The sequence below is a fragment of the Candidatus Ozemobacteraceae bacterium genome, assembly GCA_035373905.1.
In the GTDB taxonomy this organism is placed as follows: Bacteria; Muiribacteriota; Ozemobacteria; order Ozemobacterales; family Ozemobacteraceae; genus MWAR01.
In genome coordinates this window covers 14399-32422 of the sequence record DAOSOK010000032.1, presented here as the reverse complement: position 1 = coordinate 32422, position 18024 = coordinate 14399, and the positions used below count along the sequence as shown (strand labels likewise).

General features: G+C 64.2%; 17 protein-coding genes. 6 read left to right on the top strand and 11 right to left on the bottom strand.

Annotated features, from left to right (window positions below; translation table 11 throughout):
- The first annotated feature begins 11 nt into the window (after positions 1-11).
- The 5 genes from PLU72_15150 to PLU72_15130 all read left to right on the top strand — a co-directional run bounded on the left by PLU72_15150 (position 12) and on the right by PLU72_15130 (position 6583).
- Positions 12-896, top strand: a complete 885-nt coding sequence (locus PLU72_15150) for a gamma-glutamyl-gamma-aminobutyrate hydrolase family protein (GenBank protein ID HOT29514.1) — start codon at positions 12-14, stop codon at positions 894-896.
- 140 nt (positions 897-1036) lie between these two features.
- A complete protein-coding gene (locus PLU72_15145; GenBank protein HOT29513.1) occupies positions 1037-2767 on the top strand; it encodes a carbamoyltransferase C-terminal domain-containing protein in 1731 nt (576 codons plus the stop codon).
- Between the two features lie 140 nt (positions 2768-2907).
- Positions 2908-3744 (top strand): hypothetical protein, encoded by an 837-nt coding sequence (locus PLU72_15140; protein HOT29512.1) that lies wholly within the window; start codon positions 2908-2910, stop codon positions 3742-3744.
- 200 nt (positions 3745-3944) lie between these two features.
- The gene (locus PLU72_15135; GenBank protein ID HOT29511.1) at positions 3945-5141 is read left to right on the top strand and encodes an FIST N-terminal domain-containing protein; all 1197 of its coding nucleotides are present in this window, start codon (positions 3945-3947) and stop codon (positions 5139-5141) included.
- Complete coding sequence (locus PLU72_15130) at positions 5138-6583, top strand: HAMP domain-containing sensor histidine kinase (GenBank protein HOT29510.1); 1446 nt, start codon at positions 5138-5140, stop codon at positions 6581-6583. The genes PLU72_15135 and PLU72_15130 overlap by 4 nt, the downstream gene beginning before the upstream one ends.
- Before the next feature lie 49 nt (positions 6584-6632).
- Here the strand turns inward: PLU72_15130 and thpR are convergent, their stop codons facing one another.
- From thpR to PLU72_15085, 9 genes are all read right to left on the bottom strand, one after another.
- The gene (thpR, locus tag PLU72_15125) at positions 6633-7145 is read right to left on the bottom strand and encodes an RNA 2',3'-cyclic phosphodiesterase (protein ID HOT29509.1); all 513 of its coding nucleotides are present in this window, start codon (positions 7143-7145) and stop codon (positions 6633-6635) included.
- Positions 7146-7227: 82 nt separating this feature from the next.
- Complete coding sequence (locus tag PLU72_15120) at positions 7228-8469, bottom strand: competence/damage-inducible protein A (protein HOT29508.1); 1242 nt, start codon at positions 8467-8469, stop codon at positions 7228-7230.
- A gap of 116 nt (positions 8470-8585) precedes the next feature.
- The gene (gene phoU, locus PLU72_15115) at positions 8586-9254 is read right to left on the bottom strand and encodes a phosphate signaling complex protein PhoU (protein ID HOT29507.1); all 669 of its coding nucleotides are present in this window, start codon (positions 9252-9254) and stop codon (positions 8586-8588) included.
- A gap of 30 nt (positions 9255-9284) precedes the next feature.
- On the bottom strand, positions 9285-10040 hold the full coding sequence (gene pstB / locus PLU72_15110) for a phosphate ABC transporter ATP-binding protein PstB (protein HOT29506.1): 756 nt from the start codon (positions 10038-10040) through the stop codon (positions 9285-9287).
- Positions 10040-10825, bottom strand: coding sequence for an ATP-binding cassette domain-containing protein (locus PLU72_15105; protein ID HOT29505.1), 786 nt, complete (start codon positions 10823-10825; stop codon positions 10040-10042). The genes pstB and PLU72_15105 overlap by 1 nt, the downstream gene beginning before the upstream one ends.
- Positions 10822-11664 carry a phosphate ABC transporter permease PstA gene (gene pstA, locus PLU72_15100; GenBank protein HOT29504.1) on the bottom strand — a complete coding sequence of 281 codons (843 nt, stop codon included), beginning with the start codon at positions 11662-11664 and terminating at the stop codon, positions 10822-10824. The genes PLU72_15105 and pstA overlap by 4 nt, the downstream gene beginning before the upstream one ends.
- Before the next feature lie 15 nt (positions 11665-11679).
- On the bottom strand, positions 11680-12555 hold the full coding sequence (gene pstC / locus PLU72_15095) for a phosphate ABC transporter permease subunit PstC (GenBank protein ID HOT29503.1): 876 nt from the start codon (positions 12553-12555) through the stop codon (positions 11680-11682).
- Positions 12542-13396, bottom strand: a complete 855-nt coding sequence (locus PLU72_15090) for a phosphate ABC transporter substrate-binding protein (GenBank protein HOT29502.1) — start codon at positions 13394-13396, stop codon at positions 12542-12544. The genes pstC and PLU72_15090 overlap by 14 nt, the downstream gene beginning before the upstream one ends.
- 98 nt (positions 13397-13494) lie before the next feature.
- Positions 13495-14802 carry a hypothetical protein gene (locus PLU72_15085; GenBank protein ID HOT29501.1) on the bottom strand — a complete coding sequence of 436 codons (1308 nt, stop codon included), beginning with the start codon at positions 14800-14802 and terminating at the stop codon, positions 13495-13497.
- On the opposite strand from PLU72_15085, the gene PLU72_15080 reads away from it, so the two are divergent.
- Positions 14774-15427, top strand: a complete 654-nt coding sequence (locus tag PLU72_15080) for a tetratricopeptide repeat protein (GenBank protein ID HOT29500.1) — start codon at positions 14774-14776, stop codon at positions 15425-15427. The two genes, PLU72_15085 and PLU72_15080, sit on opposite strands and share 29 nt — an antisense overlap.
- An 18-nt stretch (positions 15428-15445) precedes the next feature.
- On the opposite strand, the gene PLU72_15075 is transcribed toward PLU72_15080, so the two are convergent.
- Entirely contained in the window at positions 15446-16222 is a 777-nt protein-coding gene (locus PLU72_15075) for a polyphosphate polymerase domain-containing protein (protein HOT29499.1), read from the bottom strand.
- Between the two features lie 12 nt (positions 16223-16234).
- Complete coding sequence (locus PLU72_15070; GenBank protein ID HOT29498.1) at positions 16235-17977, bottom strand: CotH kinase family protein; 1743 nt, start codon at positions 17975-17977, stop codon at positions 16235-16237.
- Positions 17978-18024 lie beyond the last annotated feature (47 nt).

The window sequence follows — 18024 nt, the reverse complement described above, 5'->3', positions numbered from 1 at the left end:
AGCACAGAGCGATGAGCGGTTCGAGTGCCAGGAGTTCCGTCAACGGTTATCTGAGAGTCATTCTGCTGCTGATCGTCGCCTTTTTCTTCTGCCGGCAGGGACCGGTGGGCAACGCATCATCAGGGATTTCCCGATCAACTCCCAGCATCGGCATACTCTCGATCAGGCCGCTGCCGGCGAATTCGCCGTCCAATCCTGATGACCCGCAGCTGCTTCGGCGGTATCGGGACGCGGTTTCGAGCTGGGGCGCCGAGATCGTTCCGCTCACGCCGTCGGATCCGGCCTCTGAAACGGCCGCCCGTCTTCAGCGGATCGACGGACTACTGATTCCCGGTGGCGACGACGTCGATCCGATGCTGTATGGGGAACGGCCGCACCCGAAGCTCGAAAAGGTGAACCGCGTCTTCGACGAGTTCGAACTGACGGCGCTCGAAACGGCCGAAAAGCGCGGGATCCCGGTTTTGGGCATCTGCCGGGGACACCAGATCATGAACGTGTTCCGCGGCGGGACGCTGTGGCAGGATATTCCGGCCCAGGCGGCATCGGAAAGCGGCGTTCCGCACCGGTTGCGGATCGACGGCCATTCCGCCATCTGCACGCACACCATCCGGATCGAACCGGAAAGCCTTCTCGCCGAACTGCTGTCATCACCCACCGTCGAGGTGAACTCGTATCATCACCAGGCGGTGAAGAAGCTGGGCAACAGCCTTCGGATCACTGCAAGCTCCGTCGACGGCATCGTCGAAGCGATCGAAACGACGTCCGGCCCCTTTTTCACGGGGGTCCAGTTCCACCCCGAGAAGATGCTCCCGGATCGAGCCGAGTTCGGCCGTCTCTTCGAAACGTTCGTCGACGCCGCCCGCCGATTCCGGGCCATAGAAGACAACCTTCGCTGACCCTGCCCGGAGAATTGGTCCGAGACGCCCCATCGGTGGTATAGTGGTTCCGCTCGCTGAGATGTCCGGTTCCCCGATCGGGATGCCGGCGTTCCTGCGTATATATATATTTATTATTATATCATGGAGGACGGCAAAGCATGGGAACGATTATCCTTGGCGTCAACTCGGCGTATCACGAATCATCCGTCTGCCTTCTCCGCGACGGCGTCATCCTCGGCGCGGTCGAGGAGGAACGGTTCAATCGGGTGAAGCACGCCAAGTGCTCGCGCGTCGACAACGCCGACGAGCTCCCCGACAAAGCGATCGAGTGGGCCCTGCGCCATGCCGGCATCACGCCCGACCAGGTCGATCACGTCGCGTTCTCCTTCGACCCCGAAGCCCGCCTCGCGGCCAACCGCGACCTCGGCGAGCAGAGCATTCCGCCCGGCGATTTCGGTACGCCCGAAGGCGAAGTCACATTTCACGCACATCTTCACAAAGCCGCAGCGGAGTTGAAGCGCCGCTTCCCGAAGGCCGAGTTTCACTTCCTTCCCCACCATCTCTGCCACGCCGGAAGCGCGTTCTATACGTCTCGACATGAAAAGGCCGCCGTTCTGACGATCGACGGGATCGGCGAGTTCACGACCGCCTGGCTCGGCATCGGCGAAGGGAACAAGCTGACCCCGCTCATCGAGATTCCCTACCCGAACTCGCTCGGCTTCGTCTGGGAAAAGATCTCGGAACATCTCGGCTTCGACGTCTACGGCGGTCCCGGCAAGGTCATGGGCTACGCCTGCATTTCCGACCCGATCGGCGAGGATTCGGGGGTCGATTACGCCGCCCAGTTCCGCAAGATCATCCAACTGACCGACACCGGCTTCACGGTCGACAACTCGATCATGAAGTTCCGCACCCCTGATTTCAGCGGCATCGAGAAGCTGCTCGGGCCGCGCCGCACCTCGATCATCGACCGGTATGAGGAAGCCAGCATCGCGGCGGGCCTCCAGACCGTCACCGAAGAGGTGTTCGTCCATCTCGCGAAGCTGCTGCACCGGAAGACCGGTCTCGACGCGCTGTGCATGGCGGGCGGCGTCACGCTGAACTGCGTCGCGAACGCCCGGATCCTGCGCGAAACCCCGTTCAAGTTCCTGCATATCCAGCCCGCCGCGAACGACGGCGGAACCGCGATCGGCGCGGCATGCCACCTCTGGTGCCATGTTCTCGGAAACGCGAAGCGCCCCCGCCTCGAACACACCTATCTCGGGCCGGAATACACCGATGCCGAGATCAGGACCGCCATCGAAGCCGCCGGCCTCCGCGGCGACATGATCGACAACCTCCCCGCGCGCGTCGCCCGGATGGTCTACGACGGCAAGGTGGTCGCCTGGTTCCAGGGCCGTCTCGAGTTCGGGCCGCGCGCCCTGGGCAACCGCTCGATTCTCGCCGATCCGAGCCGGTTCGACATCCGCACGAAGCTGAACGCGAAAGTGAAGGAACGGGAAAGCTTCCGCCCGTTCGCGCCGAGCGTCCTCGTCGAGGACGTGGCGCGTCATCTGCGGACGCCGACCGATCTCGATGCGGCGGAATACATGCTGCTCGCCCTCCCCGTGAAGGAGCCGCGCGACATCCAGCGGATCCCCGCCGTCGTCCAGGAAAACGGCATCACGCGCGTCGCGACGTCCCGCGCCCACGTCGTGAGGCCAGAGGTGAACCCGATCTACGCAAGACTGCTCCAGGAGATGAAAAGCCTTTCCGGCATCGGAATGGTCCTGAACACGTCGTTCAACATCAGCGAACCGATCGTCTGCACCCCGTCACACGCCATCGACTGTTTCAAGCGGTCGAAAATGGACGCCCTGGCGATCGGCTCGTATCTCGTCAAGCGGTGAGCCGCCCTCCGGACCCCCGAAAACCGGCCTGGGTCGAGCGTGTTCCGACCCGGGTTTTCGGGAAACCTGCCGATCGGCTGATCTTCATCTTTCGCGCGCCCGGCTGCGCGTATGCCAGACGGCCCGGGGGCGGATGCACAATGTGCGGGTTCGGCTCGATGACCTTCGGCGACTCGACCTGGACGCCGGCCGACCTGATCGCCCAGGCAGAGTCGGTTTTCGGGGCTCCGGGTGCCCTAGACGGCATAGGCGAAGTCGACCTGTACAACTCCGGCTCGTTTTTTGCCGACGGCGAGATGCCGCCCGACGTCCGGACGCACGTTCTCGGCATGCTCGGGAAGACGGCCGTCGCCCGGATTCTCGTCGAGTCGCGACCGGAGTTCATCACCCCGGAGCGGATCGCCGACTCCCGCAGGCTTCTTCCGAACGCCATCCTGGAAGTCGGCATCGGGCTCGAGAGTTCGAACGACACCGTCCGTGAAAAGTTCATCAACAAAGGATTCGGCCTGGCGGAATTCGAACGGGCGGCAAGCGTTCTCGCCGCGGAAGGCGCAAGCATCCTCGCGAATGTTCTTCTCAAGCCGATCGGCATTCATGATGACGAGGCAGCGATCGTCGATGCCGTCAATACCGGAAGATATATATTCAACCTCGCAAAGCGGCTGTCGCTTCCGGCAAGAGTCGCCCTCCAGCCGACATTCATCGCCCCCGGCACCCCTCTCGAGCAAGAATACGTTGCCGGCCGGTACCAGGCTGTTTCACTCTGGGCCGTCGTGGAAACGCTCATAGCCCTGAGCGCCCTCGGGGAGACCGTCGTCGGGCTGAGCGACGAAGGGCTCGAGCCGAAACGGGTTCCTGCCGGCTGCGGCAAGTGCGACGAATCGATCAAATCTGCCCTGCGCGCATTCAACCGCACGGGCGACCCCGCTCCCCTTGCACGCCTCTCCTGCCCCTGCCACCCGCGACGCGACCGTTGAGCGGAAGGTACGTCCCGCATCACGGCGAGAAGAGCGAAACCAGGCGCACGTATTATAACTATAATTATATTTTTTCAGCGCGCGACGCGGGGCGATCGATGCGGCACAGCCGATGGTACCCCTTCCGGACATTGACACGGAGGGAAAAGGCAGTCTATCCTGAAAACAGAGAATGATCTGAACGTGAGAAGTGAATTCCGATGAGAACGATCGTTGCATTTTCCCGGCATTCCGATTCGCTCGAGGCGATACGGGAGTTGGTGCGCGCGACCGAAACCCCGGAGAAAACAAAACCTCAGCTTCTGTTTTATTACGCGACGATCGGATACGACGAAACCGTGCTGATGAATGAGCTGTCCGCAGCCTTCCCGGACGTCCCGATGCACGGCGGCACGTCCTGCCAGGGGATCATGACCCACCGGGGGGCGTTATGCACGGGGGATCGCTGCATGGGACTTCTGGCGCTGTTCGACCCCGACGGGGCATACGGCGTCGGCATGGCGCCGCTCGGAGCACATCCGCGAACCACCGGTGTGATCGCCGGACGGGAGGCATTGAAACAGGCGAACCGCGAAGGGGAAATCCCGACGATGGTCTGGGTCACCAACGCGCCCGGCCACGAGGAAGAGGTGCTGGCCGGTCTGGAGGACCTGTTCGGGCCGAACGTTCCCATCTGCGGCGGCAGTTCGGCAGACGACGACCTGACCGGCCAATGGAAGCAGTTCGCCAACGGCAGGGTGCATGAGAACGCGGCGGTGGTGGCGGTGCTCTTTTCTCCCGGTCAGATCGGCTTTTCCTTTCACAGCGGGTATGACCCTACGACGAAAATGGCCGTCATTACCCGATGCGAGGGAAGAACCATCCAGGAACTCGATGGCCGGAAGGCTGCCCACGTCTACAATGAGTGGCTCGACAACCGCCTGGCGGACCTCCTGCCAACCGGCGGAAACCTGATGCAGCGGACGGCTCTGCACCCGCTCGGAAGGGTAGCCGGCCTGATCGGCGAGATACCCTATTTCCAGTTGTCGCACCCGGCAACGATGACCCGGGAAGGGGGGTTGACCCTGTTTACCGGGATCTCCCCGAACGAAAAGGTCTGGCTCATGCAGGGAACCCAGGAAGGCCTGGTCAAGCGCGCCGAACGGGCGGCACGTTCGGCGGTGGACTCCCTCTCGCCTCTTCAGGGACGGATCTCAGGTGCGATGGTCATGTTTTGCGCCGGCTGCATGTTCATCGTTCGCGAGCGAATGAATGACGTTGTTGCCGGCCTCCGGCGCGGCCTGGGTGACGACGTTCCTTTTCTCGGTGCATTCACCTACGGCGAGCAGGGCTGTTTCGTCGGGGGAGAGAATCGGCACGGGAATTTCATGGTCTCCCTGCTGGTGTTCACCGAATGACGGAATCCGGAGGGACACCGAACATCACGCATCGCTCCGTCTCCTTTGAAGACGCCGAGGCCCTCCGGGAAACCCTTATCGATCTCGAACGCGCCAATGTTCGGGAATCGGAGGCACGCGCAGAGTCCGATGCGATCCTGGCCGGGCTGAACGTGTTGTCCGACCCTCGGAATCGCGAACGGGTGTTCGAAAAGCTCATCGAAGTGCTGAAGGGAATCATCGGCTTCGAGGAAGCCCTGATCCTGACGCTCGATGGCGACGGGGGCCTGCAGCCGGTCATCAGCACGAAAGCCGAGCTGGCCGGCTCCGTCTGGACGGTCGGAGACATGATGAGGCGAGTGCTCTCCGGAAAAGCGGCGGCCTGTTTCGACATCTCCGCCATACCTGAGTGGCGCGAACAGCCGGAATCGATCCGCGCCCCCTTCTCATCGGCACTTCACGTGCTGCTGCGCCACGACCCCGTTCCGGCGCTGTTCGTGTGTCTGCATTCCCAGCGCGGGTTCTTCTCGGCCAAGCATGTCCTTCGGGCGATGCGGCTGGCGCCGCTCGTGTCGCAGGCCCTGTTCAACATCGATTACACGCGCCGGATCGAGCGGATGGCAGAGCAGCTGCGCAACCAGGCGCTGGCTCTCAAGCAGGAGATGGACGAGCGCCAGAAGACCGCGTTGCAGCTGGAAGAATCGCTCCGCCGTTCCGAGGAGCAGAAGCAGCATTTTTTCGAATCGAGCGAAAGCAACAGCGCCCTGGTCTCGCTTCTGACGCATGACGTGGCCAATCCCCTGACCGGGCTTCTGGGCATTCTTTCGCTTCTCGAACACCGGTTCCAGGGGGCCGATCACGAGTATTTTCTGAGAATGTATTCCTGCGCCAGTGATATCCAGGCGATCGTCGAGAACGTCCGGCTGCTTCGGGCGACGGCCAACGGAAAAATCTCGCTTCGATTGACGGCTGTCGACCTGACCGAGTATCTCGACCGAACCATCGCAACCCTCAAGGGCCGCCTGCAGGAAAAAGGCATCGAACTGATGAAAACGTACGAACTCACGACCGGCTCCGGCATCCGGGTGATGGCCGAGCCGGTTTCGCTTCAGTTCAGCGTATTGCAGAACGTTCTCAGCAATGCGATCAAATTCAGTCATCCCGGCAGCCGGATCGTGGTGTCGATAGAACCATGCGCAAGCCGCGTGTTGCTGATCATCCGCGATCACGGTATCGGCATTCCAAGCGCCATGATGCCCTATCTGTTCGAACCCGCCACGGTCACCACTCGCCCCGGAACCCGCGGAGAACGCGGCACCGGGTTCGGCCTGCCGCTAGTGAAAATGTTCGTGGAGCGTTACGGCGGCTCGATCGCCATTTCTTCCCGCGAAACCGGAGAGGATGCGGGAACACAGGTGGTGCTGAACCTTCCCCTCGCGCAAAGAACGAAAGAGACATCCTGACCTTCGAGGACGTTCCAGCCGCAACTTGGCGAAGAGGCTCCCGTTTCGCTCAACCGGTCAGACGAAACTCTTGAACCACCGTATGAGATGCGCCGTTGGCGCCGAGCGTGCTTCGGACAAGTTCGAACCTGTCGACGCGCCAGCTCCGGTCGATCTTCAGCGGTCGGCCGGCGGCCCGGTATGAGCGTGGCCGGGCAATGGTCAGATGGGCCTTGAACGGTTTCGGATCGGCCCAGCGGGCGACCCCCGGCTTCAACGCGTCGGCCAGGTGCATCAGCTCCGGAGATTCCACATGGATGAACCAGACGCGCGGATTTCTGTCGTTCGGAAACCCGCCCGCATCGCCGAGTTTGACGGAAAAGGGGGCCATGCCCGCGGTCACGCGATCGCCGGCGGCGATAACCTCGGCAAGGTCTTCTTCGGGCACCTCGCCCATGAACGCCAGGGTGATGTGCAGCTGCGCTTCGGTCGACGGCCGCCAGTCGGGCCCCAGGGAGTCGGCTGCCTTGCGCAGCTCATACCGCACATCGTCCGGCACCGGGATCGAATAAAACAATCTCATCGTCTTCGCCATGCACGCACCCTCTCTCTATTATTATATAGCTATTTTCATATTACAACAGCATCGTCGCTGGAACCATGAATCAAGGTTCGCTGTCGCCGCGAAGAACCCGCAGAAGCAGGCCGAGGGCGCCGTTGGCGGTTCGCTCCTTGACCTGGCGGCGCTCGCCCGGCCATCCGAGTTTCATGGAGCGGATTCCGGCGGGGCCGGCGACGGCGACGAACGCGAGACCGACCGGCTTTCCTTCGGTTTCCCCGGGGCCAGCCACGCCCGTCGTCGCGATGCTCCAATCGGTGCCGTATCGCCGCCGTACCGCCTCGGCCATGGCTCGTGCGGTTTCATCCGCGACGCAGCCGTGCCGCTCGAGGAGGTCCGCGGAAACGCCGTTCATTTCCTTTGCGGCCCTGGTATACGCGACGATCGCGGCGTTCAGCCAGTTGCTGGCCCCGGGCGTGTCCGTCAGCATGTCGGCGACGAGGCCGCCGGTCACCGATTCGATGACGGAGACGGTTTTCCCGGACGCGAGAAGCAGCGTTCCGATGGCTCCCGCGAGCGTTTCGTCGTCCCTGCCGTAGACGAACCTGCCGATCCGCCGCTCGACCTCGGCCAGCACAGGAGCGGCGAGGATTTTCGCCTCATCGATGTCCGAGGCGCCCGCTGCGACCCGCACGTCGACGCCGTGCCGGCGGGCGTAGGTGGCGACGCTGGGGTTCGCCCGCGCGGTGAACTCGGCAAGCAGTTCGGCGACGTTTCCCTCGCCGATGCCGATCGTATGCAGGGTCGTGTCCCAGAGGATCGCCGACCCCCTCGGAAGCGCCGGTTTCACCTGCTCTTCCCACATCCTCTTCATTTCGTGGGGCGGGCCCGGCATCGCGACGATCGTCCGGCCGTCCTTCTCGACCCACCAGCCCGGCGCCGTTCCGATCGGATTTTGCAGGGAGCGGGCGCCGGGAATCAGCCAGGCCTGTTTCCGGTTCACGGCGGGCATCGGGCGGTTGCGCGCCGCGAACAGCGCCTCGAGCAGACGCACGAGCTCCGGGTCTTCCCGGGGAACCGCGCCGCACACGTCGGCGATCGCCTCGCGCGTCAGGTCGTCGTCGGTCGGCCCGAGGCCGCCGCTGACCACGACGAGATCCGCCCGGCCGAACGCCCGGCCGATCGTCTCGGCGAGCCTGCCGCGGTTGTCGCCCACCGTCGTTTTATAGTAAACGTAATACCCAAGCCGCCGGAGTTCGCCCGCGATCCACGCCGCGTTCGTATCGACCAGTTCGCCCAGCAGCAGCTCCGTCCCCACGCTCACGATTTCGGCCGTCCGACCGCTCATCGCATCACCATTGATTTATATTTTGACATATACACGTCGCACTCCCGTCATTGCCCGTAGGGGCGGGTCTGAGACCCGCCCCTGCAACGCATCAATGCGTTCGTGCATGTGCCGGGTCAAAACGTGAGGCCGTGATGACGAACGTCCTGGCCTTTCTGCATGAAGATCGCGATCTCGGCGAGGTTCGTCGCGTGATCGGCGATGCGTTCGAGACTGCGGCCCATCGAAAGGAAATCGAGGAGGCTGTCGATGTGGTCGGGCTCGGTCCGAAGCCGTTCCCTTATCTGCTCGAACAGGGCCTGGAACGCGTCGTCGATCGCGTCGTCGGCGGTGAAAATCGACTCGGCCAGCTCTTCGGTCGGCTCGAACAGGGCCGTCAGCCCGTCCTTGAACAGGCTCTGGACCATGACGCCCAGTTCGACGAGCGTCGGCGGGTCGACGTGCCAGGGACTCTTCCCGAGCGACATCGACCGGCGGCACATCGTGCACACCTCGTCGCCGACCCGCTCGAGATCGGCGGCGGCCTTGATGGCGCCGATCAGCGCCCGGAGATCGCCCGCCGTGGGCTGGTAGAGCGCCATGACTTTCCAGGCGAGGTCGTCGATCCGCATCTGCAGGCGGTTCACCTCGACCTCTTCGTCGAATATGGCATCATAGACGTCGGTGCTGCCGCTTCCGACGTTCTTCAGGCCGCGCTCGAGCATGCCGAGCACCCGGCGCCCCATCTCGTGCAGCATGCCGCGCAGCTCGTTCATTTCCATATCCATATGGCGTTTGATGATCACGCGAAATCCTCCACGGCCGGCGTTCGACGCTCAGCCGAATTTTCCGGAAATATAGTCTTCTGTACGTTTATCGCGGGGCTGCCGGAAGATCGTCGGCGTGGCGTCGAACTCGATCAACTCCCCGAGCAGCATATAGCCCGTCTGGTCCGAGATCCGGGCGGCCTGCTGCATCGAGTGCGTCACGATGATGATCGTGTATTCCCGCTTCAACTGCACGATCAGTTCCTCGACGTGTTGCGTCGCAACGGGATCCAGCGAGGAGCAGGGCTCGTCCATCAGGAGGATCTTCGGCCGTATCACGACGGCGCGGGCGATGCAGAGCCGCTGCTGGTAATCGGCCGACAGGGCGACGGCGGACGCGTCGAGCCGGTCCTTCAGATCGTTCCAGAGACCGACCGCCGTCAGGCTCTCCTCAACCCCCCGTTCCAGCGCCGTGCGGTCATGGATTCCGGCGAGGCGCAGGCCGAACGCCAGGTTTTCGAAGATCGACATCGGGAACGGATTGGGGTGCTGGAACACCATTCCGACGTCGCGCCGAAGCCCCGTCACGTCGCAGTCCGGCTCCGCGAGTTCGCGGTCGAGCACGCGAAGCGAGCCGGCGAGACGCGACCCCGGAACCTGGTCGCACATCCGGTTGAACACCCGGAGCAGGGTCGACTTGCCGCACCCGGACGGCCCGATGAGCGCGGTCACGCGTTTCTCTTCTATATCAAACGATACATTTTTCAGGGCATGGAACGTTCCATACCAGAAGTCGAGCCCGCGGGCCGTGACGACGCTCTGCATCAGCCGAACCTCCCCGAGAGGTAGTCGTCGGTGCGCCTGTCGACCGGGCTTCGGAATAGGCGCGCCGTCGGGCCGATCTCGACGAGCTGCGACATGAGGAAGAAGGCGGTCACGTCCGCGACGCGGGCGGCCTGCTTGGTATTGTTGGTCACGAGCACGCAGGTCGTGCGGGATTTCAGCTCCGTCAGGGCCTGCTCGATCGCGGCGGTCGAGATCGGATCCAGCGCCGAGCAGGGCTCGTCGAGAAGAAGGAGTTTCGGCTTCAGGGCCAGCGAACGCGCGATCGAGAGGCGCTGCTTCTGCCCGCCCGAGAGCCGGTTCGCGTTCAGCGAGAGGCGGTCCTTCACCTCGTCCCACAGAAAGGCGGCCCGCAGGGTCTCCTCGACGATGGCCTCGAGGTCACCCTTCGCGGTGATGCCCGCGAGGCGCGGCCCGAACGTGATGTTCTCGGCGATCGACATGTCGAGGGCGCGGGGCTTGTCGAAGGCGAAGGCGACCTGGCGCCGCAGGCGGAACGGGTCGCAGGCGGGGCTGTAGACGTCGAAGCCGTTCACCAGGATCCTGCCGGAGATCGTTCCGTCGTGCGCCACTTCCTGCAGACGGTTCACCAACCTGAGGAACGTCGACTTTCCCGAACGGCCTGGCCCGATGATGGCGAGCACCGTTCCCGTTTCGACCTCGAGGGAGATATCCGTCAGCGCCGGTTCCGCAGGCTTTCCCGGGGGCGGCGCGTAGGCGTAGGAAACTTGCTCGGCTTTCAGCATGATGGCCCGCTCGGTCGTCATGACGTGCTCCGCTTCGCGAGGAACCACGCCGAGGCGACGTTCACGAGCAGGATGAGGCCGACCAGCACCAGGGCCGTCGTGTACGCCATCTCCATCGAGATTCCTTCGCGGGCGAGGATGTAGAAATGGACGGCCATCGGCCGGCCGGGATCGAGCAGCGAGGTCGGCATTTCGAGGGAGATGCCGGTCGTGAAGATGACGCAGGCGGTCTCGCCGAGGGCGCGGCCCAGGGCCAGGATGACGCCGGTCATGATGCCCGGCCGCGCCTGGGGAAGAACGATGTGCCAGACGACCTGGGATTTCGTCGCCCCGAGCGAGTAGCCGACGTCCCGAAGCCCCGCCGGAACGGACTTGATCGCCTCTTCCGCGGTCCGGATGATCGTGGGAAGGACCATGCAGGCGAGCGTGAGGGCGCCGGCGAGCATCGACCAGCCCATGCCGAGCGTGATGACGAACAGGATGAAGCCGAACAGGCCGAAGATGATCGACGGGATGCCCGCGAGGCACTCGGCCCCGAACCGGATGACCGTCGTTAGTTTTCCCTCCGTCGTATATTCGGTCAGATAGATGGCCGTGCAGACCCCCAGCGGGACGGCGATCGCGAGGGAAAGCCCGCCGAGAAGGACGGTCGAAACGAGCACCGGCAGGATGCCTCCGGCCCGGCCGAGGTCCTCGGGCTGCTGCAGGAAGAACCCCGCGGAAAGTCGCGGCCAGCCATTCCAGACGAGGTAGCCGACGATCGCCGCGAGAAGCAGGCCAACGGCCCCGGTCACGAGGTAGCTGAGGCCGATGCCGGCCCGGTTCGCGAGCTCGTTGCGGCGGCGGACGTTCTGATCCATCGGTCTCCTCTCCCGTCAGCGGCGTCGCGCGATGAACGTGGCGATCGAGTTCAGGCAGAATATCATGACGAATAAGACGACACCCGTCGCGAACAGGGCTTTCTGATGACCGCCCGAGGCGTATGCCATTTCCAAAGCTATATTACTCGTGAGTGTGCGGCACGGATGGAGGGGCGAGGTCGGCACGACGACGGCGTTTCCGGCGACCATGATGACGGCCATCGTCTCGCCCATGGCGCGGCCCATCCCGAGGATGACGGCCGTCACGAGGCCCGAGCGGGCCGCCGGAACGACGACGCGCGTGACGGTCTGCCACGGCGTGGCCCCCAGCGCGAGCGCGCCTTCCCGGTAGGCCGCGGGAACGGCCCGGAGCGCGTCGTAGGCGATGCTCGTCACGGTCGGCAGGATCATCACGCTCAGCATGAGCGCGGCCGAGAGCACCGAGAACCCGCTTCCGCCGAGCGTGTCTCGGACGAGGGGAACGATGACGGTCACGCCGATGAAGCCGTACACGACCGACGGAATGGCCGACAGCAGCTCGATCAGGGGTTTCATGACCATCCGGACGCGCGGCGCGGCGAACTCGGAGAGGCAGATCGCCGACAGCAGGGAGAGCGGCACGCCGATCACCAGCGCGCCGAGCGTGACCTGGATCGTGCCGACGATCATCGGGAAAATGCCGAATACCCCCTTCGTCGGCGCCCACCGGCCGCCGCCGAGAAACTCGGGAATCCCGACCCGCACGATCTGCGGAACGCCCTCGCGAAAGACGAACAGGATAATCATGGCGAGCACCAGAATCGACGAGAATGCCATGCAGAGCAGGGCCAGTCTGATCCACTCCTCGCGCCGGCGCAGGTCGTCGGCCGCCATCACGTTACCGGAAGACACCGACCAGGCCCTCCTTCTGCATGATCACCGCCGCTTCACTGCCCAGCGAAAATCTCGTCAAGTCCGCGGCATCACCGGCCGGCGGCTCGACACCGATGAGATAGAACGGCCTCACGAGCCGGTATTTCCCCTCCCGCACCGATTCGAACGTGGGAGTCACTCCCTCGACGCTGACGGCCCGAACGCTGTCGTTGAGCGCCCCCAGCGAGGCGAAGCCGATGGCGTCGCGGTCGTTGCAGACCACTTCGCGCACGCCTCCCGACGAATCCTGCACGAGCGCATAATCGTCGACCGGCGTCTCGTGCTTTCCGTCCTTCATGACGAGTTCCTCGAACGCGCTGCGCGTGCCGGAGCCTTCCTCGCGAACCAGGACATGGACAGGCCTGTCCCGGCCGCCCACCTCTTTCCATGTCTTGATTTTTCCCGCGAAGAGGTCGCGCACCTGGGCCAGCGACAGGCTCGCGACGGTGTTTTCCGGGTGAACGATGATCGCGATCGCATCGAGAGCAAGCATTTGCCGCCACAACTGCGCCTCGTTCGGGTCGTTCTGCTTGAGTTCGCGCGAGGACATCCCCAGCGCCGCTGTCTTCGCCCTGACCGCCATGATGCCGGCGCTGCTGCCGCCGCCCTCGATGTCGACACGAAGGCCGGGCTTGACCTTCCGGAACGCTTCGGCGATCTTCTCCATCACCGGCTGCACCGACGTCGAGCCCGCGACGATGAGAACCCTGCCCTTGCCCCTGCAGCCGGAAAGCCCCACGAGGCCGAACAAAACGAGTATCGCGATCCCAAGGCGTGCAAAGAACCTGACCGGTCGAAGAGACCGATATCGAACGCCCATCGCGTACATTCTCACGGGCGCATTTTTACCAGAACCACGCCCCGATGGCAAGCCCCAATATTCCCCCGATCGAGATCTCCCACACATCCGGCCTCGATCTACGGTTGCGGTCCCGTTGCAACGCCAGTTTTGCCGCCCCAGGCCGACCAGGCGAGATCGCCCCGCAGGATCGACCGGGCCTTGCGATATTTGCTGATATTGATCGGCGTCGCGGACAGGCCCAGCTCTTGCAGGGCGTTGCGGACGATTTCGGAAACGCGGAGCTGGTCTTTGAGAAACGCGGTTTCGATCGCCGCGAGCCGACCGGCTTCGGAGGAATCGGTGGCAACGCGCATCTGCTCGTGGAGAGCGGCCTCGATATTCCGTTCGAATTCGAACTCGACCTCGGTATAGGTCGACGCGGGCCGGAACTCGTCCCGCAGGCGCCGCTCGAGCCGCTGGGCATACATCCCCGATTTCAGCGCTTCCCTGGAAACGTAGTAGACCCGAAGGATATCCGGCGGGTATACCTCGACGGTATCGAGGGTGAGCACCATCGCCTGGGTCGTGTTCGTCGTCGATCCGCCGCCGAGAACCGCGGTCGCAGCCCCCCACGGGTTGTTCAGATTGAGATGGATCCGGCGCCGGGTCATCACCTCGATCACGGTCGGGGCCAGGCGGAGCTTCTCCCGGTGGGGCTCGACCTCGCGGATATACCTCGCGTATTCCTGCGCCGAGGTCGTGAAATAATTTTTATAATGCCCGGTTATCGCAGATGGTATATATTCGTGAAACGGCCAGGGCGGCGGCGGCGAAGACTTGTCGCGCTTGAAAGGCAGCGACTCGTTCCGATACTCGAACCGGGTTTCCCTGGCGGTATAGAAGCCGTCCTTCTGCTCGTCGCGCGAGCTCTTCACCTGGTATTCGCACCGGTGCGGGTAATCGTCGGCCCGCTCGCTCCCGAGCATGTACCGGATGAACGCGCCCCGGGAGTGCCAGCGGTACCGGATGCGATGTGCGATGTTCCAGCGCTCGTTGATGCCGTCCGGGGTATCGACGTAGATGTCGACGAAGCAGAACGTGCCGAGGCCGATCGGGCAGACCGAGAACGAGGCGTTGACGTATTTCGGGACTTCCCACTGAAACTCGTTCTGCAGTTCACGCTCGACGGCCCGATGCATGGCGCCGAGCAGATACTCGTCTTTCTTCAGGAGTTCCGCCGGCCCCTCGATGAGATACTTGTATTCCATTTCGAGCCGGGGCGGCGTCCCGTCGGCTTTGGCGGCAACGGCTTCTGATATGTCGAGCACGCCGCCGAACTCGGGGCAGATATCACGCGATGCCTTGAGCCCGCTCATCCGCCATGCTAGGATGAGAAAAACGACGGGAATGACCCACATGAACCGATTGACGGTGTTGTTTTCCATGACGGGCCCCCTTTCTTCGCCCTTCCTGCGACGAGCCATCGGCGGAGTTCTGCTGATGCTCGTGTCCGCCTGCTTTTCACCAGTCATTCTTGCACAAACCCCCGATCGTGCGCAACTCGGGAACGATCTCGCCCGTTTTCAGGAACTCTACCGGCTGAACCCCGACGATCCCGCGGTCAACCACGATCTCGGCCTTGCGCTGGAATTGAGCGGCCGGCCGACCCAGGCGATACGACATTACCATCGCGCCCGGTCACGGCAGCCGGACGATGCTTCGCTCCTCGTTTCCCTCGGTCGCTGCAACCGGCAGACAGGCGACATGGAACACGCGATACGCCTTCTGGAAAAGGCAGTCCGGCTCGCTCCCGGCGATATCGACGCCTGGTATGAACTGGCGATGGCCCGGGCGGATCTCGGTCTTCTGACGGAGGCCGGGAAAGCGCTTCAGCACGTTCTCGCGCTCCACCCTTCCGGCCCGCGGGAAGGATATATACGTTTGTATATAGCCACGCTCGCCCTGTCGAGCGGCGACCGCGAAACGGCGCTTCGCGAGCAGAAAGCGTTGTCGGTCTGCGATCCCGCGAGGGCGGAAACGCTCGCCGCCCTTCTCGCCATGGGGGAGTGAGGCGTTCGGCTTCACGCCTCAGGGGTGGAGGCCTTCCGCAAGCGGTATCGCCGCATGAACATCGCGAATTCGGGTATCGAGCAGGTCCCGGGCCAGCAGGAACTTGGAACAACTGGTTTCCAGGATGCCGTGTGATGCCAGGATCTGCAGGATCGTCCGCGGCAGGGCGAGAGGCGCTTTTCCTTCGAAGATGCACACCGGGCTGAACGGCCGACGCCCGCCTCCCGCGTCTTCCGGGGGCCAGCAGGGCGGATGAGCGGCGACCTGCCGGTCGAACGTCAGACGCAGGCCCGGCAAGCCCGGAAGCTGAAACGCCGACCGCCGGTACGTCACCAGAACGGCAGGCCGCAGTACCGGTCGGGCCGCCCAGGCCTCGGCCAGTCCGGGCGGAATGAGCCGTTCCCCGTCCCCATCCAGCAGAGCGGCCACCGCCGCGCCGCCCAGCCCCTCACGAGCGATCCCGTCGGCTTCCTCCGGCCGCAGAAGCTGGCGACGTTTGCCGATCCGATTTCCCTGGCGACTTTTCAATTCGAGGTGGAAACCCGCCCAACCGGCAGCCGCATCGGAACGGTAGGCGCGAAGTCGCACCTTGTATCGGTCGAACTCCCCCTCACGCTTGTCCGAGGCGCACTGCCCCGACCAGGTATCGAAATACAGGGAGGCGACCTCGTATCCGGAAACTCCGGAATGTTTGTCAGGAACGGCGGCACGGGTCAGCCGCGTCTGAATTTCTCCCGCCGTTCCGGGCGGAAGCAGGAACTTTCGCTCCTCGTATCTCCCCCAGTCGCTTGCCAACGTCTTTTCTCCTTACCAGTCCAGCGTTCCGGCTGACACGGCCCACGGGTGAAGGCTCCCGGCATGCGCGTAGAGGGGCGGCATCGCCGCCTCCGAAGCCGTCAGCACGGGAACGGGCATCCCCGTCACGGAATTTCTTGCGCCGGCTTTCAATGCCGCCACGACCTCGGCGGCCCGGTCTGCCCGGATGCCGATGAGATAGGTCTGAGTGGCGGGCGCCAGCAGATACGGAAGAAGCCGCGTCTCGCCGCGGAGCCATTTCCGGCCCGCCGCCGGCTCTTCGCGCATCGCCGGATACAGGCGAAGCCGTGCCGGACACGAGGCATCGTCCTGGTCGATGCGGCCGTCCCGGTTCCTGTCGAGCCGGATCGACGCGGCAAGCTCCCCCGGCTCCCACTCGACGGGAGCATGGCCCCACACCGCGAGGGGCAGGCGGAGCCAGTCACCGGAAACCGCCTCCGGGGGCGCGATCGTCACGGCAAGCGATGCAAGCATGCCGTCGAGATATGCCTCGCGATGCCGCATCCAGTCTCCGATGCGCGCCGCTTCCGATGCCGCGACCCGCGCCGAGATCGGGACCCGCACCGGAACGCCCAGGCCGGGCACGGTGACGACGGCCCCGAGGTGCCGTTCCGCCGCGATCTCAGGCTCGACCAGCGCGTGAAGCCCGACGGCGAGCGAGGCGACGGCTTCGGCGCGCAGATCGCCGCGAAGCAGCTTCCAGAGCGCCATGTTTCGCCTCGCGACGAAGTAGGGGTTCCGAAACGCGGCATCCATAATCGGGAAAAGGAACTCGTATGGCCACAGCTCGATGTCCTCCGGCCGGGTTTCGAGGCCGAACCGGGTGACAGCTCCGAACCCGCCGCAGTCGGCGAACACCGGCCAGAATTTCACGCCCGCGGTATTGTCGAAGACCCAGTGCTGGTTGTGAACGTCATCGCTCTGGAGGCTTCCGACGGCCGTGACCATCGCCGACCAGGAGGCCGTCCGCACCAGGTCGAGATACTCCGACAGTCCGGCGGTCCGCTCGACGTTCAGCGGCGGGCGGACGAGCGCGAGCAGCTTCGCGAACACCGGCCGGCAGAGGTCGCGAACGGTCATCGCACCGCCGTGAACATCCCAGAGATCGGGGTCCATCCACAGGTCCGACGTGCGGCGGTTCCCCTCGCCCACCGGCAATTCCGGCATGCCGAGATTCGCCAGCAGCGTGCCGTCGAGCCTGTCGGTCAGATGGTACATGCCGAGAAAGCGGTCGTTGACCCAGACGCGGGCCCAGCGGGTGATCGAGGCCGCCACGCCGGCCCGCACCGCCAGGTGATCCGCGACCAGGCTCGTCACCATCGCGGGATCTTCGGGATTGATCAGGTCGAGAACCCGGCGCCCCTCGAACGCCAGGCCGACGGGCATCCGCACGCGCAGCGACGGTTTGTCGGGCCTCCAGTGCCAGGCGTGACCGCCGCGCACCCGAAGAGACACTTTCAGGGGTTTGATTCGCCCGGGACATGCGAGCCGGGCATTCTGAAACGCCGTCAGAGAGAGCGGGGGGTGGCTGAAAAAGAAGTCCCAGTCTGCTTCGGCGATGGACAGCCTGATGTCGCGCACGCGAAAGAGGTCCTGACGATCGGCTGCCAGTGCGGGATTGGGGCGCCCGCCCGAGACGGCGGAAGGCGGCCCCCTGCGCAGGCTTCCGCCCGTTCCGTCTTCCATCGCGAGGAACGCGGCGAACAGCGCGAACGCGACAACCCAGAGCAGCACTCGAGTGCCGCCCCGTCTACCGGCGCGATCGCCCGTCCGGCGTGACT

Excerpts from the sequence above, each read along its gene's own strand:
- PLU72_15150 (HOT29514.1), top strand. The coding sequence starts at position 12 with ATGAGCGGTTCGAGTGCCAGGAGTTCCGTCAACGGTTATCTGAGAGTC.
- PLU72_15145 (HOT29513.1), top strand. The coding sequence starts at position 1,037 with ATGGGAACGATTATCCTTGGCGTCAACTCGGCGTATCACGAATCATCC.
- PLU72_15140 (HOT29512.1), top strand. The coding sequence starts at position 2,908 with ATGTGCGGGTTCGGCTCGATGACCTTCGGCGACTCGACCTGGACGCCG.
- PLU72_15135 (HOT29511.1), top strand. The coding sequence starts at position 3,945 with ATGAGAACGATCGTTGCATTTTCCCGGCATTCCGATTCGCTCGAGGCG.
- PLU72_15130 (HOT29510.1), top strand. The coding sequence starts at position 5,138 with ATGACGGAATCCGGAGGGACACCGAACATCACGCATCGCTCCGTCTCC.
- thpR (HOT29509.1), bottom strand. The coding sequence starts at position 7,145 with ATGAGATTGTTTTATTCGATCCCGGTGCCGGACGATGTGCGGTATGAG.
- PLU72_15120 (HOT29508.1), bottom strand. The coding sequence starts at position 8,469 with ATGAGCGGTCGGACGGCCGAAATCGTGAGCGTGGGGACGGAGCTGCTG.
- pstB (HOT29506.1), bottom strand. The coding sequence starts at position 10,040 with ATGCAGAGCGTCGTCACGGCCCGCGGGCTCGACTTCTGGTATGGAACG.
- PLU72_15105 (HOT29505.1), bottom strand. The coding sequence starts at position 10,825 with ATGACGACCGAGCGGGCCATCATGCTGAAAGCCGAGCAAGTTTCCTAC.
- pstA (HOT29504.1), bottom strand. The coding sequence starts at position 11,664 with ATGGATCAGAACGTCCGCCGCCGCAACGAGCTCGCGAACCGGGCCGGC.
- PLU72_15090 (HOT29502.1), bottom strand. The coding sequence starts at position 13,396 with ATGGGCGTTCGATATCGGTCTCTTCGACCGGTCAGGTTCTTTGCACGC.
- PLU72_15080 (HOT29500.1), top strand. The coding sequence starts at position 14,774 with ATGAACCGATTGACGGTGTTGTTTTCCATGACGGGCCCCCTTTCTTCG.
- PLU72_15085 (HOT29501.1), bottom strand. The coding sequence starts at position 14,802 with ATGGAAAACAACACCGTCAATCGGTTCATGTGGGTCATTCCCGTCGTT.